Annotated in this window: 24 protein-coding genes and 1 pseudogene; 6 read left to right on the top strand and 19 right to left on the bottom strand. The window is 51.2% G+C overall.

Annotation, left to right across the window (positions count from 1 at the left end):
* Positions 1–99: IS3 family transposase (locus AC0TWI_RS12095; RefSeq protein ID WP_488124311.1), on the top strand; the 99-nt coding region annotated here is incomplete at its 5' end.
* 96 nt (positions 100–195) lie between these two features.
* On the opposite strand, the gene rnz is transcribed toward AC0TWI_RS12095, so the two are convergent.
* On the bottom strand, positions 196–1,119 hold the full coding sequence (gene rnz, locus AC0TWI_RS12090) for a ribonuclease Z (protein ID WP_488126594.1): 924 nt from the start codon (positions 1,117–1,119) through the stop codon (positions 196–198).
* Between the two features lie 169 nt (positions 1,120–1,288).
* Here rnz and zwf point away from each other — a divergent pair, with 169 nt between their 5' ends.
* Together zwf and AC0TWI_RS12080 are read left to right on the top strand one after the other, a co-directional pair.
* The gene (zwf, locus tag AC0TWI_RS12085; protein WP_488126593.1) at positions 1,289–2,791 is read left to right on the top strand and encodes a glucose-6-phosphate dehydrogenase; all 1,503 of its coding nucleotides are present in this window, start codon (positions 1,289–1,291) and stop codon (positions 2,789–2,791) included.
* A gap of 105 nt (positions 2,792–2,896) precedes the next feature.
* A complete protein-coding gene (locus tag AC0TWI_RS12080; protein WP_488126592.1) occupies positions 2,897–3,337 on the top strand; it encodes a YueI family protein in 441 nt (146 codons plus the stop codon).
* Here the strand turns inward: AC0TWI_RS12080 and AC0TWI_RS12075 are convergent, their stop codons facing one another.
* The 3 genes from AC0TWI_RS12075 to AC0TWI_RS12065 all read right to left on the bottom strand — a co-directional run bounded on the left by AC0TWI_RS12075 (position 3,338) and on the right by AC0TWI_RS12065 (position 6,226).
* Entirely contained in the window at positions 3,338–4,537 is a 1,200-nt protein-coding gene (locus AC0TWI_RS12075; protein WP_488126591.1) for a DNA polymerase IV, read from the bottom strand.
* Between the two features lie 28 nt (positions 4,538–4,565).
* On the bottom strand, positions 4,566–5,033 hold the full coding sequence (locus tag AC0TWI_RS12070) for a chemotaxis protein CheW (RefSeq protein ID WP_488126590.1): 468 nt from the start codon (positions 5,031–5,033) through the stop codon (positions 4,566–4,568).
* Positions 5,034–5,107: 74 nt separating this feature from the next.
* Positions 5,108–6,226 (bottom strand): M20/M25/M40 family metallo-hydrolase, encoded by a 1,119-nt coding sequence (locus AC0TWI_RS12065; RefSeq protein ID WP_488126589.1) that lies wholly within the window; start codon positions 6,224–6,226, stop codon positions 5,108–5,110.
* 162 nt (positions 6,227–6,388) lie between these two features.
* On the opposite strand from AC0TWI_RS12065, the gene AC0TWI_RS12060 reads away from it, so the two are divergent.
* Positions 6,389–7,297 carry an S-layer homology domain-containing protein gene (locus AC0TWI_RS12060; RefSeq protein ID WP_488126588.1) on the top strand — a complete coding sequence of 303 codons (909 nt, stop codon included), beginning with the start codon at positions 6,389–6,391 and terminating at the stop codon, positions 7,295–7,297.
* A gap of 42 nt (positions 7,298–7,339) precedes the next feature.
* On the opposite strand, the gene AC0TWI_RS12055 is transcribed toward AC0TWI_RS12060, so the two are convergent.
* Positions 7,340–8,890 carry an acyl-CoA carboxylase subunit beta gene (locus tag AC0TWI_RS12055; RefSeq protein WP_488126587.1) on the bottom strand — a complete coding sequence of 517 codons (1,551 nt, stop codon included), beginning with the start codon at positions 8,888–8,890 and terminating at the stop codon, positions 7,340–7,342.
* A 19-nt stretch (positions 8,891–8,909) separates the two neighbouring features.
* Complete coding sequence (gene mce, locus AC0TWI_RS12050; RefSeq protein WP_488126586.1) at positions 8,910–9,323, bottom strand: methylmalonyl-CoA epimerase; 414 nt, start codon at positions 9,321–9,323, stop codon at positions 8,910–8,912.
* A 109-nt stretch (positions 9,324–9,432) separates the two neighbouring features.
* On the opposite strand from mce, the gene prli42 reads away from it, so the two are divergent.
* A complete protein-coding gene (gene prli42, locus AC0TWI_RS12045; protein ID WP_488126585.1) occupies positions 9,433–9,528 on the top strand; it encodes a stressosome-associated protein Prli42 in 96 nt (31 codons plus the stop codon).
* Between the two features lie 133 nt (positions 9,529–9,661).
* On the opposite strand, the gene AC0TWI_RS12040 is transcribed toward prli42, so the two are convergent.
* The 11 genes from AC0TWI_RS12040 to bcd all read right to left on the bottom strand — a co-directional run bounded on the left by AC0TWI_RS12040 (position 9,662) and on the right by bcd (position 23,140).
* Complete coding sequence (locus AC0TWI_RS12040; protein WP_488126584.1) at positions 9,662–10,168, bottom strand: L,D-transpeptidase; 507 nt, start codon at positions 10,166–10,168, stop codon at positions 9,662–9,664.
* A 56-nt stretch (positions 10,169–10,224) separates the two neighbouring features.
* The gene (locus tag AC0TWI_RS12035) at positions 10,225–10,662 is read right to left on the bottom strand and encodes a BrxA/BrxB family bacilliredoxin (protein WP_488126583.1); all 438 of its coding nucleotides are present in this window, start codon (positions 10,660–10,662) and stop codon (positions 10,225–10,227) included.
* A 465-nt stretch (positions 10,663–11,127) separates the two neighbouring features.
* Positions 11,128–11,787 carry an HAD family hydrolase gene (locus AC0TWI_RS12030; protein ID WP_488126582.1) on the bottom strand — a complete coding sequence of 220 codons (660 nt, stop codon included), beginning with the start codon at positions 11,785–11,787 and terminating at the stop codon, positions 11,128–11,130.
* A gap of 326 nt (positions 11,788–12,113) precedes the next feature.
* On the bottom strand, positions 12,114–13,133 hold the full coding sequence (gene meaB / locus AC0TWI_RS12025) for a methylmalonyl Co-A mutase-associated GTPase MeaB (protein WP_488126581.1): 1,020 nt from the start codon (positions 13,131–13,133) through the stop codon (positions 12,114–12,116).
* Positions 13,130–15,292 carry a methylmalonyl-CoA mutase gene (scpA, locus tag AC0TWI_RS12020; RefSeq protein WP_488126580.1) on the bottom strand — a complete coding sequence of 721 codons (2,163 nt, stop codon included), beginning with the start codon at positions 15,290–15,292 and terminating at the stop codon, positions 13,130–13,132. The genes meaB and scpA overlap by 4 nt, the downstream gene beginning before the upstream one ends.
* Positions 15,289–17,112 (bottom strand): methylmalonyl-CoA mutase family protein, encoded by a 1,824-nt coding sequence (locus AC0TWI_RS12015; RefSeq protein ID WP_488126579.1) that lies wholly within the window; start codon positions 17,110–17,112, stop codon positions 15,289–15,291. Before AC0TWI_RS12015 ends, scpA begins: the two co-directional genes overlap by 4 nt.
* Positions 17,113–17,254: 142 nt before the next feature.
* Positions 17,255–18,529, bottom strand: a complete 1,275-nt coding sequence (locus tag AC0TWI_RS12010) for a dihydrolipoamide acetyltransferase family protein (protein ID WP_488126578.1) — start codon at positions 18,527–18,529, stop codon at positions 17,255–17,257.
* 34 nt (positions 18,530–18,563) lie between these two features.
* Positions 18,564–19,547, bottom strand: coding sequence for an alpha-ketoacid dehydrogenase subunit beta (locus tag AC0TWI_RS12005; protein WP_488126577.1), 984 nt, complete (start codon positions 19,545–19,547; stop codon positions 18,564–18,566).
* A 15-nt stretch (positions 19,548–19,562) separates the two neighbouring features.
* Positions 19,563–20,555, bottom strand: a complete 993-nt coding sequence (locus tag AC0TWI_RS12000) for a thiamine pyrophosphate-dependent dehydrogenase E1 component subunit alpha (RefSeq protein ID WP_488126576.1) — start codon at positions 20,553–20,555, stop codon at positions 19,563–19,565.
* A 34-nt stretch (positions 20,556–20,589) separates the two neighbouring features.
* On the bottom strand, positions 20,590–22,014 hold the full coding sequence (gene lpdA / locus AC0TWI_RS11995; RefSeq protein WP_488126575.1) for a dihydrolipoyl dehydrogenase: 1,425 nt from the start codon (positions 22,012–22,014) through the stop codon (positions 20,590–20,592).
* A gap of 28 nt (positions 22,015–22,042) precedes the next feature.
* Positions 22,043–23,140, bottom strand: coding sequence for a branched-chain amino acid dehydrogenase (gene bcd, locus AC0TWI_RS11990; protein WP_488126574.1), 1,098 nt, complete (start codon positions 23,138–23,140; stop codon positions 22,043–22,045).
* A 274-nt stretch (positions 23,141–23,414) separates the two neighbouring features.
* On the opposite strand from bcd, the gene AC0TWI_RS11985 reads away from it, so the two are divergent.
* Complete coding sequence (locus AC0TWI_RS11985; RefSeq protein ID WP_488126573.1) at positions 23,415–23,651, top strand: DUF2627 domain-containing protein; 237 nt, start codon at positions 23,415–23,417, stop codon at positions 23,649–23,651.
* Between the two features lie 55 nt (positions 23,652–23,706).
* On the opposite strand, the gene AC0TWI_RS11980 is transcribed toward AC0TWI_RS11985, so the two are convergent.
* Both AC0TWI_RS11980 and AC0TWI_RS11975 read right to left on the bottom strand, forming a co-directional pair.
* Entirely contained in the window at positions 23,707–24,441 is a 735-nt protein-coding gene (locus tag AC0TWI_RS11980; RefSeq protein WP_488126572.1) for a glycerophosphodiester phosphodiesterase, read from the bottom strand.
* Between the two features lie 436 nt (positions 24,442–24,877).
* Positions 24,878–24,981, bottom strand: a pseudogene (locus AC0TWI_RS11975) (ATP-binding protein); the annotation flags it as partial.

The following is a 24,981-nucleotide window of genomic DNA, read 5'->3' as shown; positions in this document are numbered from 1 at the left end:
ATTAACCATTATATGGTCTATTATAATAATTATCGTTATCAGTGGAATTTAAAAAAGATGACCCCTATTCAATATAGGAATCATCTTCAAACTGCTTAATCTCTTTTTTTATTGTGTCCTTGACATAGGTACCACTTTATTTTCCCCTCTTTTTTTATTATTGGTCTCCTCCTACCCAGGCTCACTATCCACATCTCAATGAGAAGGAATCCCCACAATATCCAAATCTCCGACAATACGCACTTCCGGGAATATTTCCTTTGCTTCCTCCTCCATCTTCCGCCAATCCTCTTTGTCATAGCGGGAGCTGATGTGGGTGAGGCACAGTCCCCGGGCGCCGGCTTCACGAGCGAGTTCCGCCGCTTGGAGGGTGGTGGAGTGGAAGTAGTCATGGGCCATTTCGGCACTGTCGCCGGCAAAGGTCGCCTCGTGGACGATCATGTCGGCATTTTCGGCAAGTACCGGTGCGTTTGCACATGGGCGGGTGTCGCCGAATATGGCGACAATCCTTCCTTGTCGTTCCGGACCGAGATAATCCTTCCCATCGATGATCCGGCCGTCTTCCAGCTGCACGGTTTCGCCGAGCTTGAGCTTTTGGTAAAGTGGTCCCGGCGGAATTCCGGCCTCTTTGAGACGGGCAGCGTCGAGCTTTCCGGGAGTGTTTTTCTCGACGATCCGGTAGCCGAGCGACGGCACGGCGTGGTCCAGCCACATCGCCTCGACAGTAAATTGCTCGTCCTCAAAGACCACTCCCTCCTCGATTTCAACAATGTGGAGCGGGTATTTCAGATGGGTCTGGCTCGTTCCCAAAGAAACTTCTATGTATGGTTTGATCCCTTTTGGCCCATAAACGGTCAATTTCTCCAGACCGCCCTGAAACGAACGGCTCCCGAGCAAGCCCGGCAGACCGAAAATATGATCGCCATGCAAATGGGTGATAAAAATTTTTTCGATTTTCCTCGGCTTTAAACTGGTGTGGAGAATTTGGTGCTGGGTCGCTTCGCCGCAATCAAACAGCCAGACAGCATTCCTTTCCTCCAGCAGTTTTAAAGCGATTGATGTGACGTTCCGCGGTTTGGACGGCACTCCAGCCCCTGTTCCTAAAAACAATAATTCCATCCGCTCTCCCTCCCTTTCTGAAATTTTTCGTCTATCTTACCATAAAAATGCAAGAAGATTGCTTATTGCGTTCCTGAGAGTCGTTTTTCGCGTGAATAATTGATAAGATAGAGATTGATGATAAGTAATATGATGAGGTCGAAGTTCACAAGAAAAGAGAGGTATTGAAATGATGCAAACTGAAACACCATCCTCGTTAATAATGATTTTTGGCGCTACCGGCGATTTGGCCAAAAGGAAGCTCTATCCCTCCCTTTACCATTTGTTCAGAAAGGGCAATTTGGCCAAGCACTTCGCGGTAATCGGTGTAGGGCGCAGGCCGTGGTCTGACCAAGTGTTTAAAGAGCATGTCCGTGATTCAGTTCTTACCTCGATCGGGGAAGCAGAGAACATAGAGGAATTCATTTCCCACTTTTATTATAAATCCCATGACGTGAGCGATTCAAATTCTTATTTGGAACTGAAGAATACCGCCGACCAGCTTGATGAAAAATATTCACTGGAAGGCAACCGGATTTTCTACCTGGCGATGGCGCCGGAATTTTTCGGAACGATTGCTGTCCACTTGAAGCAAGACGGGCTTACCGACACGGACGGCTTCCACCGCCTCGTCATTGAAAAGCCGTTTGGCCATAACCTGGAATCGGCAATAGCATTGAACAACCAGATCCGGAGCGTTTTCTCTGAAAATGACATCTACCGGATCGACCATTACCTTGGAAAAGAAATGGTTCAGAACATAGAAGTCATCCGCTTTGCAAATGCGATTTTCGAACCTTTATGGAACAACCGGTACATATCCAATATCCAGGTCACCTCAAGCGAAACGCTCGGAGTCGAGGAACGCGGAGGCTATTACGAAAACAGCGGTGCGCTTCGGGATATGGTGCAAAACCATATGCTGCAGATGGTCGCCCTGCTCGCAATGGAGCCGCCGATCCGCCTGACGCCAAAAGAGATCCGAAGCGAGAAGGTCAAGGTGCTTGGGGCCCTTCGTTCAATCAAACCGGAGGAAGTACCGGATTACTTTGTCCGCGGCCAATATGGACCGGGATCGGAAAATGGAAAGCCTGCCAGCGGATACCGTGAAGAATTAAATGTCAGCCCAGAATCGAACACAGATACATTTGTCGCAGGCAAGCTGATGATCGACAATTTCCGCTGGGCAGGAGTTCCTTTCTACATCCGGACAGGGAAAAAGATGGCCGTCAAGTCGACAAAGATCATCATTCAATTCAAAGATGTACCGATGAATCTGTATTACCGTTCGGAGGAGCAGCTGAGCCCGAACCTGCTCGTCATCCACATCCAGCCGGAAGAAGGGATCACCCTTCACTTGAACGCGAAACAGTCCGGACAGACGATGGAGACAACGCCGGTCAAGCTCAACTTCTCCAATGCCAATAATGCGGCAGGAATCAATACACCGGAAGCGTATGAGAAGCTGCTCCATGACTGCCTCCGAGGCGATGCGACCAACTTTACGCATTGGGACGAAGTGGCGCTCTCGTGGAGTTTCGTTGATAAGATCAGCCAGTATTGGGAAAATAATAAAGCCCAGTTCCCGAATTATCCAGCAGGCTCAATGGGGCCGGATGAATCCGACCAATTGCTCGAGAAAGACGGATATTTCTGGTGGGCGCTGGATCATCTAGAAATTGACAATTGCTGAAAAAGCGGCAGGAGCCATTCGGCTTCTGCCTTTGCTTTTATACCCGGACGTTTGATGAACCGGATAGCAGTGGAAGGAATAAAGTAAGGTGGAGGTGTTCGGATTATGGGTAACTCCAAAATGGATGAATACTTGCAGAACGGCATCTACGGGGCGAAACAGACGAAGCCGGATGAACGGCGGAAATTCCTCGGTACGCTTAGGGAAAGGATCGTCGTGGCGCTGACAAAGAGCCAGGTGATGGAAGGATTTCTGCCCGAGCTGGAAAAGAGCATAAAGGAGAACCCGGGAGCAGCGTTGCTGTTGAACGGGGAGATGGACTACTCCTTTTTGTCCCGTTATATCCAGCTGGCCAGAAAGCTTGATGTCCCCTTTTCGATCGTAACGAATAAAGACAGCCATACAGACATCGGGCTTGTCCTTGCTTTTGACCACGCGATTAATAAAGAAGAAATTTACCTGAAGAAAAAAGAAGAGGAACAACCGGCTGAAGATAAAAAGAAAGCGGGCCTGCTGTCGGAGCTGAAGCATTTTTTCACCAAATGATCACTTGCTTCTCTTCGCCTGGTTGCCCCTGATCAGGCTCGCATTTCCGAACTTTTCATGAATGGTGCCGATTGCCTTGTAGAGAGGTTCTTTCTTGGCGGCTGTTTCGTATGAAAACAAGCTCAGCTGTTCGAACGATTGGCTTTCTTCGAGGAGATCCTGCCCGGTAACGCCAAGAAGCCGGATAGGGTTGCCGTTCCAATGCTGAATGAACAGCTGCCGGGCCGCCTCGTAAATGTCTTCGGGGCTCGAGATCGGATTTAGCAGCTTCCGGCTCCGGGTCACCGTCTTCCGGTCTTTGTAGCGGATCATGACCGATATATTTCTTGTTACGTAGCCTTTCCGGTGAAGTCTTTCAGAGACACCGCCCGAAAGGCTTTTCAATTTTTCGAGCAATTGCGCCTGGTTGGCGATGTCCTGGGGCAGGGTCAAAGACTGGCCGATGCTTTTGCTTTCTTCGGCAGCTGCCGGGTCGACCGGGCGGCTGTCGATTCCATTCGCCCTTTCCCGCAATTTGCTTCCTCTTAATCCGATCTGGCTGCGAAGCAGCGACTCATCTGCTTTTGCAAGGTCGCCGATCGTCATGATGCCGAGTGTGCCAAGCTTTTCCGCCGTTTTCGCCCCGACGCCGTGCATCTCAATCACCGGCATCGGCCAAAGGACGCGGGGAAGATCGCGTTTACGCAGGACGGTGATGCCGAGCGGCTTTTTCAGATCGGACGCCATTTTTGCCAAAAACTTATTCGGGGCGATCCCGATGCTGCACGGAAGGTCGAGCGACGAAAGAAGGTTCTGCTGAATCGATTCCGCAATTTGCATCGGTGTTCCAAGTTCATAACACGCTGTGATATCAACGTATCCCTCGTCGATCGAGCCGGGTTCAACCAAATCAGTATAGCGCCGAAGCTCATCGAACATCGCATTGGATGCGAGCCGATAACGCGCGAAATCCGGTTTTTTGATGATCAGGGACGGGCATAGTTTTTTTGCCTGCCAAACCGGCATCGTCGTCTTCACGCCGAATTTTCTCGCCTCATAGCTGCAGGTGACAACGATGCCCTTCCGCTGTTCCACATCACCGGCAATGGCAAGCGGCTTCCCTTTCAAAGAGGGGTCATAGGCCATCTCGACCGAAGCGAAAAAACTGTTCATGTCCACATGCAAAATGACACGGCCGTTTTTCGGGTAAAATTCCTTCATGCCGCTCCCCCTCTTCTCCAAGTTCAGCTTATAATTCTTTCTGTTCCTGCATGTACGCTTTGATTTCCCTGATTCCGTCCAGCACATTCAGCATCGCTGCCGGATCGATCATCGTGATGAGCCGTTCTCCAAGCGTTGCGACTGCCGAAAAATACTGCGTACGGCTGTAGGCGACAAGGCCCGGCTGCTTCAAATCCTCGTCAGCGATTTCCAGGATTTCTTTCGCCTCTTTTACGAGCAGCCCGTAGGTCAGCTGTTCGGTCTGCATGACAATCATCCGCACCTGGTCATTGATGTCCGTTCTTTCGTGATAAAGGATTTCTCCAAGGTCAAGAACGGGAATCAATTCACCTCTTGAAACGATGACGCCCCTCATATAAGAAGGCAGATGCGGCACCGGATTGATGCCCTCAATTTTTTCAATCGAGATGACATAGTCTACAGGAATCGCATATTCCTCTTTTCCTGCATGAAAAATTACTGCTTTCTCAGCCACTTTACATTTCCCCCTAAAAGTAGTTGCATTTTGCAGGCAGCGGGATTTCACTCCCGCTGCCTTATTTATGCCTATTATTTTGCAGCTTCTTCAATCAAAGCGACAACAAGTTCCGCCAGCTTGTTCAGTTCCTTCACTGGCATTCTTTCGTTTGTCGTATGGATCTCTTCGTAGCCGACAGCCATGTTGACAGTCGGAATCCCGAAACCGGCGATGACATTTGCGTCGCTTCCGCCGCCGCTTGTCAGCAACTCAGGTGTTCTTCCGACTTTTTCAACCGCCTTTTTCGCAACTTCAACAACATGGTCTCCGTCAGCGAACTTGAAGCCCGGATACATCACTTCGACATCGACATCCACTTTGCCGCCCATTTCTTCCGCCGCTTCTTCAAAGGCCTTTTTCATTTTTGCGACTTGCGCTTCCATTTTCTCCGGCACGAGCGAACGTGCTTCTGCCAGGATGAACGCGTGGTCAGCTACGATATTTGTTGCCTGTCCGCCTTCGAAGCGGCCAATATTCGCTGTTGTTTCCTCATCGATCCGACCGAGCGGCATTTTGGCAACCGCTTTGGCAGCAATCGTAATAGCGGAAACCCCTTTTTCAGGCGCTACGCCGGCATGAGCGGTTTTTCCGTAAATGTCAGCCTTCACTTTCGCCTGTGTTGGAGCGGCAACGATGATTTTGCCGACTTCCCCGTCGCTGTCGAGCGCAAAGCCGTATTTCGCTTTCACAAGGTTGCGGTCGAGCGCTTTTGCACCGACAAGCCCGGATTCTTCACCAACCGTAATGATGAACTGGATGTCCCCATGCTCGATGTTTTGCTCCTTTAGGACGCGGATTGCTTCGAACATGACGGCAAGGCCCGTTTTGTCATCGGCGCCGAGGATTGTAGTTCCGTCTGTTACGATATAACCGTCTTTTAGTGATGGTTTAATGCCTTTTCCCGGAACGACCGTATCCATATGGGAAGTGAAATAAATCGTATCTGCATCCTGCTTGCTGCCTTTCAGCGTAACAATCAGGTTCCCTGCACCATGGCCGGTTTGGCCCATTGTATCATCTTCAAAAACTTCTGCGCCGAGCTTCTCGAATTTTTCTTTCAGCACTTTCGAAATGGCGCTTTCGTTCTTTGTTTCCGAATCAATTTTCACCAGTTCCAAAAACTCATTCAGCAAACGCTCTTCTTGTATCATCTGTCATCCCTCCAACTATGTAGTGTCCTCATTAAGTATAATACTGGGAAACGAACGAAACAAGCGGATGCCCTTTCTTCGATACCGATATTGGCTGTAACTTTTTCTTCGTCCGGGACGTCTGAATAGATAAGCATATGAAAAGGAAAAGGAGTGAGCAGCATGAAAAGGAAACTGATAATCGCCTTGGCAGCCATGCTATTTTTCACGGCTTCCATCCGGCCGGCATCTGCCTTCAGCGATTTGGAAGGGGAAGTGAACAGGGAAAAGATTTTGCAGCTGAAAAAGGCTGGAATTTTGAAGGGTGAGACGGACGGCCGATTTTACCCGGCGGGCGATCTGACTGGTGCAGCCGGTATAACAGCGATCATTTCCGCGATGGATCTCAGCCTGGCGAAGTTTCTCTTTATTAAAGAGCCGAAAGCGAGCGACTATTTTACAAAAGCGGACGACGGAGCATGGTATGCCAACGCCCTCACGATTGCCCATGTGAACGGAATGGACCTTCCGAAGGATTTCAGCCCGGGGGCAGCCCTGACACGCGAGGAATTCGCCTATTATCTTCTAAAAGGGCTTCAGGCAAGCGGGGACTATGCGTTCACCGAAATGTACTTTCTGATCAAGGATGAAGAAAAGATTGCGCCACAATATCGCAACAGCATCCAAACCTTGCTGAATGGAGGGATCCGCATGCTCGACAAAGACCATCAATTCCAGCCGAAGAAGAAAATCACACGGGCCGAAGCGGCTGGCTGGCTATACGATGCGTACAGTATCAAAAATCGGGCAAACAGCCTGGTCATCAAATTGGATCTTTTCGAAAAACCTCTCGCTGCAGGGATGAATGAAGTCACCATCCAAGCGCAGCTGCCGCACCCTGGATACGGGCTCCGCATCATGCAAGTCGAATATGAGGGGAAAAATGCGATGATTTCCTATCAGGTGCTCCTGCCGGATCCGGACCTGATGTTCCCTCAAGTGGTAACGGATGTCTCGGCAAAAGTGAAAATAAAAGCAGGGTTCAAGCCTGTCCTGCGCGAAATGCCGCCGGTTTTTGCGGAAACCGAATAAAAAAACGGAACGCTTGGGCGGTTGCCCAAGCGTTCTCTTGTATTAGAGCGGAATATTGCCGTGCTTCTTTTTCGGGCGGTCTTCCTGCTTGTTCCGCAGCATCTCCAGTGCATGGATGAGCTTGATTCTCGTTTCACGCGGGTCGATTACATCGTCGACCATTCCTCTTGCAGCCGCCACATACGGATTGGCGAATTTCTCGCGGTATTCCTCGATTTTCTGCTCCCTCGTCGCTTCAGGATTACTGCTATTCGCGATTTCCTTGGCAAAGATGATATTCGCCGCACCCTGCGGCCCCATGACGGCGATTTCAGCGTTCGGCCAGGCAAAGACAAGGTCGGCCCCGATCGCCTTCGAATTAAGCGCCACATACGCTCCACCATACGCTTTGCGGAGGATGACCGTTATTTTCGGTACGGTTGCCTCGGAATACGCATACAAAATTTTCGCACCGTGCCGGATGATGCCGCCGTGCTCTTGCTTGATTCCCGGAAAAAAGCCCGTCACGTCTTCGAACGTGATGACCGGTATATTGAAAGAATCGCAGAACCGGATAAACCGGGACGCTTTGTCTGAGGAATCAATGTCGAGTCCTCCTGCCAAGTACTTCGGCTGGTTGCATACGAGCCCAACCGCTTCTCCTTTGATTCTCGCAAAACCGACGACGACATTTTTGGCAAACTCGCTTTGCACCTCGAAGAATGAGGCTTTGTCGACGACCTGGTCGATGACCGTCCGGACGTCATAAGGACGGGAAGCATCAAACGGTACGCTGTCGGCAAGATCCGGAAGAAAATCCTCCGCTCCCTCATATTCGGAGATGGCTGTTTTTTCCCGGTTGTTTTGCGGCAGGTACACGATGAGTTTGCGGACCATGGCGAGCACCTCTTCCTCGCTTTCAGCCCGGAAATGGGCATTTCCGCTGATCGTGTTATGGACCCTTGATCCGCCGAGATCTTCGGAAGAAATTTTTTCGCCGGTCACCGTTTCAATCACCTTCGGGCCAGTAATGAACATCTGGCTCGTTTTGTCGACCATGAAGACAAAATCAGTGATGGCCGGCGAATAGACCGCCCCGCCTGCACACGGTCCCATGATGACGGAAATTTGCGGGATGACGCCCGAATAGATTGCATTCCGGTAGAAAACATGACCGTACCCATCAAGGGAGACGACCCCCTCTTGAATGCGCGCCCCGCCTGAATCGTTCAAGCCGATGAACGGCGTCCCATTTTGGGCAGCGAGATCCATCGCCTTAGCGATTTTTTCCGCATGCATTTCCCCAAGCGCTCCCCCGAAGACGGTGAAGTCTTGTGAAAAAAGATAAATTGGACGGCCGTTCACCTTCCCATAGCCGGTCACAACACCGTCCCCAGGATATGTATTGTCACCAAGCCCGAAATCAGCCGATCTGTGCTCGATGAACGGGTTAAGTTCCACAAATGTACCGGGATCCAAAAGCAGGTCGATCCGCTCCCTTGCGGTCAGCTTGCCCTTCTCGTGCTGCTTTTCGATCCGTTCATCGCCGCCGCCAAGCTCGGCGGCCCTTCTCCTGTCATACAGTTCATTGATTTTTTCATACATATCCGCCATCGGGCTCCCTCCCAGTCTGTCAATCTTCCTTTTTTTCACAAAGCTCATACAATACGCCATGCCCCGATTTCGGATGCATGAAGGCGACCTTCGCCCCGCCCGCGCCAGGTTTCGGCTCATCCTGGAGCATGCGGATCCCCTTCTCTTTCAGCTCGCCCATTCGCTCCTCGATATTTTTCACTCCGAGCGCAATATGGTGGATTCCTTCGCCCCGCTTTTCGATAAAACGGCCGATTGCGCTTTGATCGCTCGTCGCTTCCAGCAGCTCGAGCATGACGTTGTGGGCGTCCACAAAGGCAACCTTCACCTGTTCGGAAGGCACTTCTTCAATTTTCACGCATTGCAGGCCAAGAACATCCGTATAAAAAGGAAGCGCTTTCTCGATTGACCGCACTGCAATCCCGATATGATTAATATTCTTCAAATCTCTCATTCCCCTCCGGACACATTCCGCCTGCAAATTGTCCCATTTTAGATGTTGTCTGTTCCGCAAAAGACCGATAAAATGAAGATACTACAAAACGAATAGGAAGTGTTCATGCATGTCCAATAAAAAAGTACAGCGGATCATCATCTTCGTCATGCTGTTCAGCATGCTCGCCATGACGATCGCCTCCGGAATGTCTGCACTGTTTTAAGTAAGAAAAGCGCAAGGCGCCTGCCTATCGGCTGAAACCTCGTGCCAATGGCGCCTGAAGCTGGACTTGCTGCAACATCAATCGAACTTTTATTATGTAGAAAAGCTCCCATACCATCCATGGGAGCTTTCGTTTATTTGGCGCCGCTCTCACGCGCCAACTGTTCAAAAGATTTCTCCTCGTCAACAATCAGCACACGGATGCCTTCCTGAACTTGGTCAAACAGCGTTTCCAGCGCAGCTTTCGGCAGCCGGATGCAGCCATCCGAAACATACTTCCCGATTGAATCCGGGGCATTTGTTCCGTGGAGACCATAAATTCTCCCGTCCGTCCCTCTGGCATCAAAACCGATCCACCGGCTCCCAAGCGGATTCCGGGGATCGCCGCCCGGTATATTCTTTTTCCGGTAGTAAGGTTCGACAGCCTTCACCTTGACCGTAAACAGCCCCTCGGGCGTCAGCTCGCCGGTTTTGCCTGTAGCAACCTTGGTCCTCAGCTGGATTTCTCCGCTGTTGATCCAAGCGAGCTCATTCGTTTGCTTATTGACAATGATGATCGGGTCTCCTGGAAGAAGCTTGGCATCATACGGCCAGGCCGGCGACCCGCCGATGAAAAGGAGAACGGCAAGCAAGTAAACCATCGCAACCACCCTTTTCCGCTAGTTTGCGGAAAAAGGCGGCGGCTATGCCTGGTTTCTTAAATTTCTTCGCAGTACTGTTCGAAATACTGCTGAAGCTTGTTAACGACTGACATTGGGTCATGCCCCTCGATTTCGTGACGCTCCACCATCGTGCAGATCTTGCCGTCTTTCAGCAAGGCGAACGATGGAGAGGATGGCGGATAATCCGTAAAATAGCTGCGGGCTGCCGCTGTCGCTTCCTTATCCTGTCCTGCAAACACCGTAACCAAATGATCCGGGCGCTTGTCATAATGGACAGCGTGGGCTGCTGCTGGACGGGCAATCCCGCCTGCACAACCGCAGACCGAGTTGATCATCACAAGTGTCGTACCTTCGCGGCCAAGCGCCTTCTCGACGTCCTCCGCTGTCGTCAAATGTTCATAACCTGCTCTATCCATATCTTCACGCGCCTGACGGACCGCGTCATTCATAAAAATGTTGAAATCCATACTCATTGTTCTCGCTCCTTTGCTATTCTTGCTCATTTCTACTCTATCATAGCAGTTTCTGCATGAAAATTAAAATTTTGCACCTTTTTGAAAGCGGTAAAATGATACCGGTGTTTATTAGGTGGCCTGCTTGGGTTGCGGTACTGATATTCGGGCGTTTTTTATGTGACCGACGTAGGGCGGGTCGGCACTGTCGGTCACATTGAACGCTTCTATGTGACCCTCGTGTGGTAGGACGGGCGCTCTCGGGCGCATTGGTTGTTTCTATGTGACCTTCGCGTGGCTGGACGGGTGCTCTCGGGCTCATTGAACGCTTCTATGTGACCTTCGGGAGGCAGGACAGGCGCTCTCGGGCTCATTGTACGCTTTTATGTGACCCTTGCGCGGCAATACGAGCTCTCTCGGGCACATAGAACTCACTCAGCACCGGCCAACAATGTAGGCACAGCAAGATCGCCACTCATTCACCATCTAAAATTTCCCAATGATTCGCGGCAGCTCATTCAAGTCATCAATGATAGAATCGGCTTCCACATCGTTCCAATGACTGTCTTTTTTCCAAATTCCTTTCATACCGATGTTTTGGGCGGCCTTTACATCATTGATCGGATGATCTCCAACAAATACACTTTGTGCGGGGGTTGCACCGAGTTTTTCTAAAGCTCTTGTAAAAATTTCAGGGCTGGGCTTTTTCACCCCTTCCCACTCGGATACCAGTATCACATCAAAATATGGCTCAATCCCTAGCGCCTTAATAGTAGCCATTTGAAATTGCCCATATCCGTTTGTAATGATGCCCAATCTGACATTGCTATTCTTGAACTCCTCCAACATTTGAACGGCGTGATCAAATGGTACGCAATGGGACGAAAACTCGGAAAGATAATCCTGCAAAAGCTCTTCCCACGTCACTCCGGCAATATCAAACTCCCCGATTAGCTGCTGAAACACTTTATCCTTCCATACATACCCGCGCTGGTCGAGTTCAATAAATCTTGTAATATACTTATCTTTCGGTATATGGCCAACCCATGTTCGCATTCTTTCATATTGATTGTCTATAAATCCTTTTAACGATTCGTCTCGATTTAACAACGTCCCGTCTAAATCAAATAGAACTGCCTTAATCATTTCCCCGCTCCCTTCACCTCCAGCCCCAGGATTGCAGCCAGCTTGTCGGATTGCCTTGCATCGTGCGTCATTCAAAGGCAAAAGAGCAAACCCTTTGACCGTTTGCTCTTTTCCTTACCTGTTAATCAATGATCTTTTCCTAGCAAACCCAGCACACGGCCTGATATCCTATATTCCACCCTGCTCCACCATTTTTTATCAAAAAAAGAAAAATGATGTTTTATTTAGTCGAAGAGCGGGTAAGATAAAACTACATCTAGATCCATACCCCTAAACTCCCTAGATGTTTACGGACAGCATGCATGCTGTCCCTTTTTTTTGCTCTTTTATAGCCGGGAAGAGTCGAATAGTTTGTCCACTGCCTGGGCGACGGTCAGTTTCCCTCCGGCGACTTCCTCTTCGAGCCGTGGCTTGAGCTTTTTGACTTCCAAATTGCGAAAAAACTCCTGCTCCAGGCGGTCCCTGATCATTGACTGGAACCAATCTGCTGTCTGTCTTTTCCTCCGCTCCTGAAAAAAACCTGATTCATCCGTCACTTCCCGGAACAGCCCGATTTGTTTCCAAATATACTCAATGCCTTCTCCGGTAAGCGAGGAGCAAGCCATCGCCCTCGTCCTCCATCCCGGTGTGGCCGGGTTCAGCAGGTGCAGGATCTGCGTGTATTCCCTTTTCGTCCGAAGGGCAAGCGGTTTGTTTTCGCCGTCCGCTTTATTGATGACGACGGCGTCGACAAGCTCCATGATGCCTTTTTTCATCCCCTGGAGCTCATCGCCTGCGCCTGTAATCGCCAGCAGCATAAAGAAATCCACCATCCCCCTAACGACGACCTCGCTCTGACCGACGCCGACCGTTTCAATCAGGATGACATCATATCCGGCCGCCTCACAGGCGAGCATCGTCTCCCTCGTTTTCCGGTGGACGCCGCCGAGTGTTCCCTGTGATGGCGACGGCCGGATAAACGCCCGCTCGTGCCGTGACAGCTTTTCCATCCTTGTTTTGTCGCCGAGGATGCTGCCGCCGTTTACGGTCGAGCTCGGGTCGACGGCGAGAACGGCTACTTTATGTCCCGCCTCGCAGAGCATGTGGCCAAAAGCCTCAATGAAGGTGCTTTTCCCCGCCCCCGGCACACCTGTGATCCCGATCCGGATCGATTGCCCGGAATGCGGCAGAAGCGACTGGAGGATGGTCTGGGCTTGCTGTTCATGGCGTTCGGCGCTGCTTTCGATTAACGTGATCGTTTTCGACAGCGCCGTCCGGTCGCCGGCAAGGACCGCCTCTGCCAGTTGTTCCGCAGAGGGGCCGGTCTCCCTTTTCCTCCGAAACGTCTTTCTTGAAGCTGCCGTCATTTGCCCACTTCCTCATATCCGAGCTGTTCATAAATTTTTTCAACGACGATTTGCGCGCTGACCGGGATTACGGTGCCAGGGCCAAAGATGGCTGCCGCGCCTTTTTCCCGCAAGAAGTCATAGTCCTGCGGTGGAATTACCCCGCCGACAACGACAAGGATATCTTCCCGGCCGATTTTTTTCAGTTCCTCGACAAGCTTTGGAAGCAAGGTGCGGTGTCCTGCGGCAAGCGAGCTGAAGCCGATCACATGCACATCGTTTTCCGCAGCCTGTCTCGCCGTTTCATCCGGCGTCTGGAACAGCGGTCCGATGTCCACATCAAATCCCATATCGGCAAAAGCGGTCGCAATCACTTTCGCCCCGCGGTCATGCCCATCCTGGCCCATTTTGGCAATCAGGATCCGCGGCCGTCTTCCCTCGTTCTCCAGGAATTCATCGGTCATTTCCCGGATTCTCGCAATCTCTTCCTCATTGGAAAAATTGGCGCTGTACACGCCGCTCACGGAGCGGATCGTTGCTCGGTGCCGGCCGGATGCTGTTTCGATCGCGTCCGAAATCTCGCCGAGTGTCGCGCGTGCGCGTGCAGCGTCAACCGCAAGTGCGAGCAGATTTCCCGTTCCTTCCCGTGCGCCGCTTTCCAAAGCGGCAAGGGCACGCCGGACATCCTCATCGTTGCGCTCGCTGCGCAGCTTCTCGAGCCGCTCGATCTGCTTTTGCCGGACCGCTGTATTGTCAATGTTGAGAATTTCGATTTCCTCTTCTTTTTCCAGCCGGTATTTGTTGACGCCGATGATCGTTTCCGCCTTTGAATCGATCAGTGCCTGCCGCCGTGCAGCTGCCTCTTCGATTTTCATTTTTGGCAGTCCGGTCTCGATCGCCTTTGTCATGCCCCCGAGCTCCTCCACTTCCTCGATATGCGCCCATGCCCGCTCCATTAACTCATTTGTGAGCGATTCGACATAATAGGAGCCGCCCCAAGGGTCGATCACATCCGTGATGCCTGTCTCCTTCTGTAAAAATAATTGCGTATTCCTCGCAATCCTTGCGGAAAAGTCTGTCGGCAGCGCAATCGCTTCGTCAAGCGCGTTCGTATGCAGCGATTGTGTGTGGCCCATTGCAGCAGCATGCGCCTCAATGAACGTGCGGATGACATTGTTGAACGGATCCTGCTCGGTCAGACTCCAGCCGGACGTTTGGCTATGTGTCCGGAGCGCAAGTGATTTCGGATTTTCCGGATGAAACTGGCTCATCAGCTGGGCCCAAATTTTCCTTGCCGCCCGCATTTTCGCCACTTCCATGAAATAATTCATGCCGACTCCCCAAAAGAAGGAGAGGCGCGGTGCAAAGGAATCAATGCCGATTCCGGCCGCAAGCCCGGTCCGGACATATTCCAGCCCGTCAGCAAGTGTATAAGCGAGCTCGAGATCGGCAGGGGCGCCCGCTTCCTGCATATGGTAGCCGGAGATCGAGATACTGTTGAACTTCGGCATATGTTCAGACGTATAGGAAAAAATGTCCCCGATGATCCGCATCGACATTTCAGGCGGGTAAATATACGTATTCCGAACCATGTATTCTTTTAAAATATCATTCTGGATCGTGCCGGAAAGCAGAGACGGTGCGACACCCTGCTCTTCTGCCGCAACGATATAGAACGCCATCACCGGAATGACCGCACCGTTCATTGTCATGGAGACTGACATTTGATCAAGCGGGATCCGGTCAAATAATATTTTCATATCGAGGACGGAATCAATTGCAACACCGGCCTTCCCAACATCTCCTTCAACGCGGGGGTGGTCTGAATCGTAGCCGCGGTGGGTCGCCAGATCAAACGCGACAGACAGCCCCTTTTGGCCCATCGCCAAATTCCGCCGGTAAAACGCATTGCTCTCTTCGGCAGTGGAAAAACCTGCGTATTGCCGGATCGTCCACGGGCGGTTTGTGTACATCGTCGGATACGGTCCCCGTACATAAGGGGAAATCCCCGGCAGGCCGGCAGATTCGAGTTCGTCAGTGTCGGCTTCTGTATAAAGCGGCTTCAAATTGATTTTTTCATTCGTGGAAAAGCCTGCGTCTTCCTTCATGAACAGGGTGCTTCCAGCGGTATCCTCGGCACGGTCTAGAGAAATGGAACGAAAATCAGGTTTTCCGCTCATGGACGAACACCTCCAATCGTTTTCTGCAATTCGCTCAGTTTTTCTGCGATATTCTGGCCGGCAAAGATGGCGCCGTCATTCCCGGCTTCCGGAAGGTCGATTTTTCCGGCGAGGTCAACGATGCTGCCCGGGGCTTCCTCCCGAATCAGCCGAATCGCCTCTTCTGCCATGTCGCGATAGGCGTCATCGGTCCCGCAGAGGCAATAATAGCCGGACGGGTGGGTCGAGACGAATTCCCGGATGTCTTCCCCTGTCAGGCAGTCGGAACTCCAGTCGGCACGGATACCGCCCGCAGCAAGTACTCCGGTAACAAAATCAGCCCGCGGCTTGTAATCTTTCAGCTTGCCGAGGAGAATCAAACCGGCAGCCGGCTCATTCCCGTTCCTTCTCCAATCGTCGGCCTTTAGCCGCAGCGCTTCGAACTGTTCCGCCAGCCGCTGCCCATTGAGCGGCTCCACCTTTGTCCAGCCGTCCTCCCCATTCCAAGCGGAAGAAAGCTGCCTTGCCGGCTGGATGTCTTCCTCGATTCGCGCAAACTCATTAACGCCGATCAAGGTCCGTTTCCTCAACTCGACATCCTGCTCCCTCTTCATGCTTGTTGCGGCAATCCACTCCTGGAGGTTCCCGGTTTCAAGCACCTTCCTAATTCCGCCAGCATCGTCAATCTTCAAAAACAGCTCCCATGCTTTCTCTGCAAGCTCCTCCGTCAGCGCCTCCACAAAATTAGATCCGCCTGCCGGATCCGCCACCTTGTCTAAATAGGACTCTTCCCGAAGCAATAGCTGCGTATTCCGGGCGATTCGCAAGGAAAAGGAGTGCTCCTCCTTGAACAGATCGTCATACGGAGAAACATGCAAATAGTCGATGCCGCCGATGACGGCTGCAAAGGCGGCACTTCCCGCCCGCAGCATATTTACATGCGGGTCAAGGATGGAATGCGTATACTGTGATGTTCCTGCACTGACTTCGACGATTGCAGGATCCACCCCGTACGCTTTTGCTACTAGGGTCCATAGCTTGCGAACAGCCCTGAACTTGGCTACTTCCAAAAAGAATTGGCTCCCTGCCGCAAAGTGGAAGACGAGTTTTCCCGCCGTCTTTTCCGGCTCCCAGCCAAGACTCCGGCTCTCTTCGATATAAAAAACGGCTTCAGCGAGCGCTGCTGCGAGCTCCTGCACGGCATTGGCACCGGCGGACGCATATGGCTTGCTGCTGACCATGATTGTCTTGAGACGAGGAGCATGGCGGTCAAGATCGGCAAGTGCCGCCTGCCACACCTCCCACGAACGGCTTCCGCTCTGGGGAAGAAGCCCTTCTCCAAGCCTGGACGATAAAAAATGAGAGGCAAATACGCCATGAGGTTTGAATTCTTTGGCCGCCGCCAGCTTTTCCGCCAACAAAGGGAATTGACTGTTAGCTGTCACAAACAACGGGCATGCCGCTTGCGCAAACCGAGTAAAAACGGCCTTCTCTGCATCTATTAAATCTCCGTCAAAAGCGATCGCTTCCTCGCCGCGTTCCAAACCGTCCTGGATCGAAGCAACGAGGTCATCCCATGATCGGTTCTCCCTCATTTGAACCACTTTCCACTTTTGCCCCTCATTGCGGAAGCCGCGGATGAATTGCCCGGCACCTGGGACCTGATCAAGATTTCCAGGTGACTCTTCTTTCGTATAAAGCGGAGAAAGGACAATGCCTTCATAGGTTTCTCTTTTCAATGATTGCACGCTTTTGCCTTTCAGCGATTTCTCAGCCGTTTCAAGCCATTGATCCAGACCGGCAGCCGGAAACTGCTGCTGCTTTGCTTTTGAAATGGACACAGAATTCCCCCTCGCATCGGTAAACGCTTTCTTTTTTGTTCTGTCTTTATTTTAGTATAATTCCGCCAGTGCGGCAATGATGCGGCCATTCCTCCCAAATAAAAAGAGCACCCGGTTCGATAGGAACCGGGCGCTCAGGCCATTAATAGACAGAAGTCGTTTCTTTTGAAACATTCTCCAGGATTTCCTTCACACGCTTGAGGAATTGTCCGCAGACTAAGCCATCAAGCACTCGGTGGTCGAGTGACAAGCAAAGGTTGACCATATCGCGGATGGCGATCATGTTGCCTTCCATGACAACCGGCCGCTTGACGATCGATTCGATCTGAAGAATGGCCGCCTGCGGATGGTTGATAATCCCCATCGACTGGACAGAACCGAAAGAGCCGGTATTGTTCACCGTGAACGTTCCGCCGGACATATCCTCGCCTTTCAGCGAGCCGCTCCGCACTTTTTTGGCGAGAACGGTAATCTCTTTCGCAATCCCTTTGATCGATTTCTCGTCCGCATTTTTGATGACAGGGACAAAAAGGGCATCCTCGGTCGCAACAGCGATCGACAGGTTAATGTCCTTCCTCTGGATGATTTTGTCTCCCGCCCACATCGAGTTCATCATTGGGAATTCCTTTAGCGCCTGGGCAACCGCTTTGACGAAAAAGGCGAAGTAAGTCAGGCTGTAGCCTTCCTTCTCCTTGAACTCCGCTTTGATGGAATCCCGGTACTGGACAAGATTCGTCACGTCGACCTCCATCATCATCCATGCATGCGGCGCCTCGTGCTTGCTCTTCAGCATATTGGCCGCGATGGCCTTTCGTACGCCAGTGACAGGGATTTCGACATCCCCTGGCGCGGAGGCAGGTGCCGGGCTCTTCTGTCCGGTCTGCGGCGGAGCAGCAGGAGCGGGGCTCTTTGCTTCTTCCTTCGCTGGGGCAAGAGCCGCTTTTTCGGCCACACCGCCCTCATCGATAAAGCGCTGGACGTCTTTTCTTGTGATCCTTCCGCCCTTTCCCGAACCTTGCAGCTGAGTAAGATCGATTCCGTGCTCCTGGGACATCCGCAATACTGCAGGCGAATATCTCGCCCTTGCCTCGCCGCCCGCTTGTTGCTCGGTTTCCTGCTTCTCACTTTCCTGAGCAGCCGGTGCCGATGCCGCTTCTTTCTCCGCACTGCCTGCACCTTCCGTATCTATAGAGCAGATCACCGCTCCGACTTCGACTGTTTCGCCTTCTTCCGCAATCAGTTCCCCGATTGTGCCGGTAAAGGAGGACGGAACTTCGGCGTTTACCTTGTCCGTCATCACTTCAGCGATCGGGTCGTACTTGTTCACATGATCGCCGGGAGCGACAAGCCATTTGCTGATCGTCCCTTCCGTCACACTTTCGCCCAATTGCGGCATCCGTATATTTTCAGTAGCCAAAACAGATTCCCTCCTTCTCGCCTTCCTAGCTGTATTAAAATTCTGCGAGCTCCCTCATGGCCGCTTCCACTTTATCCGGGTTCAGCATGAAAAATTTCTCCATCGTCGGAGCATATGGCATGGCTGGAACATCCGGCCCTGCTAGGCGCATGATCGGGGCATCCATATCAAACAGGCAGTGCTCGCCGATAATGGCGGCGACTTCGCCCATGATGCTGCCTTCCTTGTTGTCCTCTGTGACAAGAAGTACCTTGCCGGTCTTCGATGCCGCTTCAATGATCGCTTCCTTATCCAAAGGATAAACGGTCCGTAAGTCTAGGATATGGGCATCAATGCCGTCCTCGGCAAGCCTTTCTGCGGCCTGGAGCGCAAAATGCACGCAAAGGCCGTATGTAATGACGGTGATGTCCTCGCCTTCCCGCTTTACATCTGCTTTTCCGATCGGCAATACATAATCCTCATCCGGCACCTCGCCCTTGATCAGGCGGTAAGCACGCTTATGCTCCAGGAACAAAACGGGATCCTCATCGCGGATCGCTGCCTTGAGCAAACCTTTCACATCGTAAGGCGTGGAAGGCATGACAACCTTCAGCCCCGGCTGGTTGGCAAATATGGCTTCGACCGATTGGGAGTGGTAGAGTGCACCGTGCACCCCTCCGCCGTATGGAGCCCGGATGACCATCGGGCATGTCCAGTCGTTGTTCGAGCGGTAGCGGATGCGCGCCGCTTCTGAAATGATCTGATTGATGGCCGGCATGATAAAGTCGGCGAACTGCATTTCAGCAATCGGACGGTATCCGTACATCGCAGCGCCGATCCCCACTCCTGCAATTGCAGACTCAGCAAGCGGCGTATCGATAACACGCTCCTCGCCGAATTGCTCATACAGGCCATGGGTCGCTTTGAAGACCCCGCCTTTTTTGCCTACATCTTCTCCGAGAATGAATACTTTCTCATCCCGTTCCATCTCTTCACGGATTGCTGCTGTTACAGCATCTATATAACTGATGACTGCCATCTAAATCCCCCCTCATCACTGTTCGGCGTAAACATATTTCAATGCGTCTTCAGGTGTGGCATACGGAGCTTCTTCCGCATAATCCGTCGCTTCGTTCACCTGCTGCATTACCCTGTCGTTGATTTTCTTCTCCAGCTCATCATCCAGGACGCCGTTTTCCTTCAAGTATGCACCGAATAAGAGAATCGGGTCTTCGGTCTTTGCCTTCGCCAGTTCATCCGGTGAACGGTAGCTCCGGTCGTCATCATCGGATGAATGCGGAGTCAGGCGGTGCGTAAGCGTTTCGATCAACGTCGGGCCTTCACCTCTGCGTCCCCGCTCAGCCGCCTCTTTCACCGCACTGTACACTTCAAGCGGATCGTTTCCATCCACAGTAAAGCCCGGCATCCCGTAGCCGATCGCCCGGTCTGCTACATGTTCGCAGGCAAGCTGTTTTTCCACAGGCACGGAAATGGCATACCGGTTGTTTTCGCACATGAAAATCACCGGCAGCTTATGAACTCCGGCAAAATTGGCGCCTTCATGGAAATCTCCCTGGTTGGAAGATCCTTCTCCGAATGTTACAAACGAGACGATATCGTTTTTCGCCATTCTCGCAGCAAGCGCAATGCCGACCGCATGCGGCACCTGTGTTGTTACAGGAGAAGAACCGGTGACAATCCGGTTTTTCTTCTGGCCGAAATGCCCTGGCATCTGCCTGCCGCCTGAATTCGGATCCTCTGCCTTCGCAAAGCCGGAAAGCATGATCTCCTTCGGCGTCATGCCGAATGCGAGAACAACGCCAAGATCCCGGTAATACGGAAGGGCATAATCCTTTTCCCGGTCAAGCGCAAAAGCCGCCCCGACTTGTGCTGCTTCCTGTCCCTGACAGGAGATGACGAAAGGGATCTTCCCCGATCGGTTCAGAAGCCACATCCGCTCGTCGATTCTGCGCGCAAGCAGCATCGTCTCGTACATTTGCAGGACCTGTTCATCTGTCAGCCCCAATTCTATATGTCGTGCAGTCATGTTAACTACCTCCCTGATTATGCAAATCGTCTCTCTATGAATGGATCGCTTTCCCGTCCACGGCAAGCGCCGCTTCTCCAATCGCTTCGCTCAGCGACGGATGGGGATGGATCATCCCGGCCACTTCCCAAGGGGTCGCATCGAGCAGCCGTGCAAGCCCTGCCTCTGAAATCAGGTCCGTTGCATGCGGCCCGATGATGTGGACGCCCAGCAAGTCGTCGGTCTCTTCATCCGCGACCATTTTCACGAAACCGTCCGGCTCTCCTTGTACGAGTGCTTTGCCGATTGCACGGAAGGAAAATTTTCCGACTTTCACTTTATGTCCTTTTTCTTTTGCGGCAGACTCAGTCAGCCCGACACTCGCGACTTCAGGACTGGAATAGATGCATTTCGGCACATCGATGTATCGGATCGGCTCCGTCTTCTGGCCGCTGATATGCTCAACCGCCAATATTCCCTCATGTGAAGCAACATGTGCCAGCTGGAGGCCGCCGATGACATCCCCAATCGCATATATATGTGATTCCTTTGTTTGGTACGCCTTATTCACTTTGATAAATCCGTTCTCGATGACAATATCTGTGTTCTGCAGCCCGATGTTTTCCGTATTCGCCTGCCTGCCGACAGAAACGAGAATCTTTTCAGCCGCAAAGGATTTTTGAGCACCTTTTACTTCAGCATCGATAGTGACCGCACCCTGTTCTTTTTTCAGCGTGTCTGGCAGAACTTTCGCACCTGTCGTAATGGTGACTCCTTTTTTCTTCATGACCCTCTGCAATTCCTTAGAGATATCTTCATCTTCACCCGGCACGATCCGGTCCGCATATTCAAGCACCGTCACGTCAACACCAAAGTCGGAGAGCATCGATGCCCATTCGATCCCGATAACACCGCCGCCGATAATGATGATGGATGATGGAAGCTTCTCCATGACAAGAGCTTCATCCGAGGAAAGGACGTCCGTTCCATCGATATCAAGCCCCGGCAGAGAGCGCGGTCGTGATCCAGTCGCAATAATGACGTTTTTCGGGATCAGCATTTCATTTTCCTGGCCGTCGTTTCTTTCAACGGAGATCGTTCCCGGCATTGGGGAGAAGATCGAAGGGCCAAGTATCCGCCCAAAACCTTCGTAGACATCGATTTTCCCTTGCTTCATCAGATGCTGGACACCCTTATAGAGCTGATTGACGACTTTCTCTTTTCGCTCTTGCACGTTTGAAAAATTGAGTGTTGCGCCTTCAATATCAACTCCAAATTCTGCACTCCGCTTTGCGAGCGAAAACACTTCCGCGCTTTTCAGCAGTGCTTTGCTCGGTATACAGCCTTGATGCAGACAGGTGCCGCCCAGTTTTCCTTTCTCCACAATTGCCGTTTTCAAGCCGAGCTGGGAAGCTCGGATCGCGGCGACATAGCCGCCGGTCCCGCCTCCCAATATGACTAGATCATATTCTTCAGCCATCTATACCCCTCCATTCGGTCAACGCCCGTCAAATTCTGTTGTTTAAAATATGTTTGTTATTGAGCAGGAATTGGCTGCGGGATTTTCTCATGCCTTCAATCCGTTCCTCTGCAAGCCTGTCAGCTGCCGCATAGGTTGGAATTCCGTCGCGCTTCGAAATTTCGATAACTTTTTCGATGCTGTTATAAATTCCTTCAACCCGTTTCATCGCACGTTCTTGATTATACCCGTAAAGTTCGTCTGCGACATTAATGACGCCCCCGGCATTGATTACATAGTCCGGTGCATAGACGATGCCCATCTCATGAATTTTGTCTCCATGGCGTGTTTCTTTCAGCTGGTTGTTGGCGGATCCCGCGATTACTTTCACTTTCAGCTGAGGAATCGTGTCGTCATTGATGATCGCCCCGAGTGCACACGGAGAGAAAATATCAGCGTCCTGGCTGTAGATGTCATCAGGACCGACTGCAACCGCACCAAATGCTTCGACAGCGCGATTGACCGCGTCCCGGTTAATATCCGTTACAATCAGCTTCGCGCCTTCTTCATGCAAATAGCGGCACATTTCAAATGCCACATTGCCGACTCCCTGAACCGCTACTGTCTTTCCTTCAAGCGAATCGCTGCCGAACGCTTCTTTTGCCGCTGCCTTCATGCCGACGAAGCAGCCATACGCCGTTACTGGCGAAGGATTCCCCGAAGAACCGAATGCAGGCGAAATACCTGTGACAAAATTTGTTTCTTCATGGATCAAGTCCATATCCGCTACGGTTGTACCTACATCTTCAGCTGTTATGTATCTGCCGTTCAGCCCTTGGATAAAGCGGCCGAATGCACGGAACATCTCTTCATTCTTGTCTTTTTTCGGATCACCGATGATGACGGTCTTTCCGCCGCCGAGGTTGAGTCCGGCTGCCGCGTTTTTATAGGTCATTCCCCGCGCAAGGCGAAGGGCATCTTCAATAGCCGCTTCCTCTGATTCATATGTCCACATGCGTGTACCGCCGAGCGCTGGGCCGAGCGTTGTATCGTGAATGGCAATGATCGCTTTCAAGCCTGAATTCTCATCCTGGCAAAATAACAATTGCTCATAATCATATTCAGTCATATACTCAAAAATCTTCATGGTGGTTCCCCCTTCAGAATGTGTGATGCGTTGCAACAGGAAAGATGAGCAGCAGAGAAATGTAAGCGCTTTTATTTTCATTTGCCCCTCTACAGAGATACCGATTTGTTTTATATGGGCTGTATGAAAGGAGCTTGTCTCTTTGCATTTTCTTCCGCCTTCTTCCACTTGGACAATTCGTTTTCCATTACATTGTAGCGAAAAGCGCTTATCTTGACAAATGATTCTAGTGGTATATGATTTTTTTAGAATGTTAAAAACAAGGGGAATAAGTATGGATCGTGTGCTCGCTCTGGTTTTGCTGGTGATTCCCGGCATTTTGGCCGGATACGGAATAAAGTTAATGAGAGATATGCTGTTCGGAATTCTCCAGACACCTTTCCCTTATTTATGGGTGCAGTTTTTTGCCGGGCTTCTCCTTTTCCTCATTGGGCTCGGATTTATCGCAGGGTTCATCCTATACCGGGACCGAAAACGGAATAAAGTGCAGAAGCGGCTTAAAAAACGCTAAACCCAGAAATAAAGTCGGGAAAACCATCCGTGTTGGAGGAATTCCCGACTTTTTTTCATGCCATCATCTCGCTTCGGAGGCGGACCGCCTTTTTCGGCACATCAGTAATGATCGCGCTGCAGCCGAGCTTGAACAAGTTCTTCATGTCCTTTTCCCTGTTCACCGTATACGGCCGGACGGCAATCCCGTTCTCAAGCGTTTCGCGGATCACTTCCGGAGGAGCAGCCTTCAGCTTCGGGTGGATTCCCTCAGCTTTCATCAAATAGGCATATTCCCAAGGCTTATACATGATCACATTATAGAGCGGCGCCGTCTCGATTTCAGGCGCAATATCTGCCACATGCGCAAGCGAATAATGGTTGAAAGAGGAAATGATGATCCTGTCCTCGTATCCCCTGCATCGGATCAGGTCGATCACCCTCTCTTCCATTCCTTCGTATTTGATGACATTATTCTTTAGCTCAATATTGCAGAGTAACCCGTTCCCTTCCAGCCAATCAAATACTTCATCAAGGCTTGGAATCCTTTCTGTCCGTTTGAAAAAATGGCGGTAATGGTAATTGGCCTTCAACCTTTTCAATTCCGCCATCGTAAAATCCCTGACCTTCCCCGTCCCGTTCGTCGTCCTGTCAACCGTCTCGTCATGAATAACCGCAAGCCTTCCGTCCTTCGTCAAATGGACATCCAGTTCGATACCGTCCGCTCCGAACTCCGCTGCCGCTTCAAAAGCGCCCATCGTGTTTTCTGGATGTGTTGACGAAGAGCCCCGGTGTGCAAATATCAGTGTCACTCTCCCACCGCCTCAAAACTTGGTAGTGGTATTATACCCCAATATTGCACGGTCTGTGCCGGACACCCCCTGCTTTTAGGCGATAGGAAAAAGGTCTGAGAAACATGGAGTATACTTTTTCGAACCTTTTTCCTATTACTTCTGTTCAATCCACCCCGATAAATTCTTCACTGATAGCTCTCCAAAAAGCCTTATGTCCATTGCTCTTTATTAAGTTCCAGCCCTTCATCACCAAAGAACGTTTTAATGTACCTTTGTTCTTCTTCGGGATCTCGTTTTTGCTTGTTGGTATAATTTATATCCGTGCCATTACGGATCGCTTGAACTTGTGCAAAGTCCTCGACGATTTCATTGAAATCACCGACAAACCACTTATCTAAAGTGTCAGAAAGTAAAGGATTGTTACCGTCAAGTAGTTTTGAACACTTTTTGCTAACTAGGATTGAACATGTTCTTCTCTGAATATGGTGCTTCTGTGTTTGATTCGATAACTGTCCTCATTCAGGTGGATTACTTCGACCCGATGAAGGAGTCTGTCCA

This window comes from Lederbergia sp. B243.17, from assembly GCF_057657925.1.
This window is presented reverse-complemented; position numbering and strand designations above follow the sequence as displayed.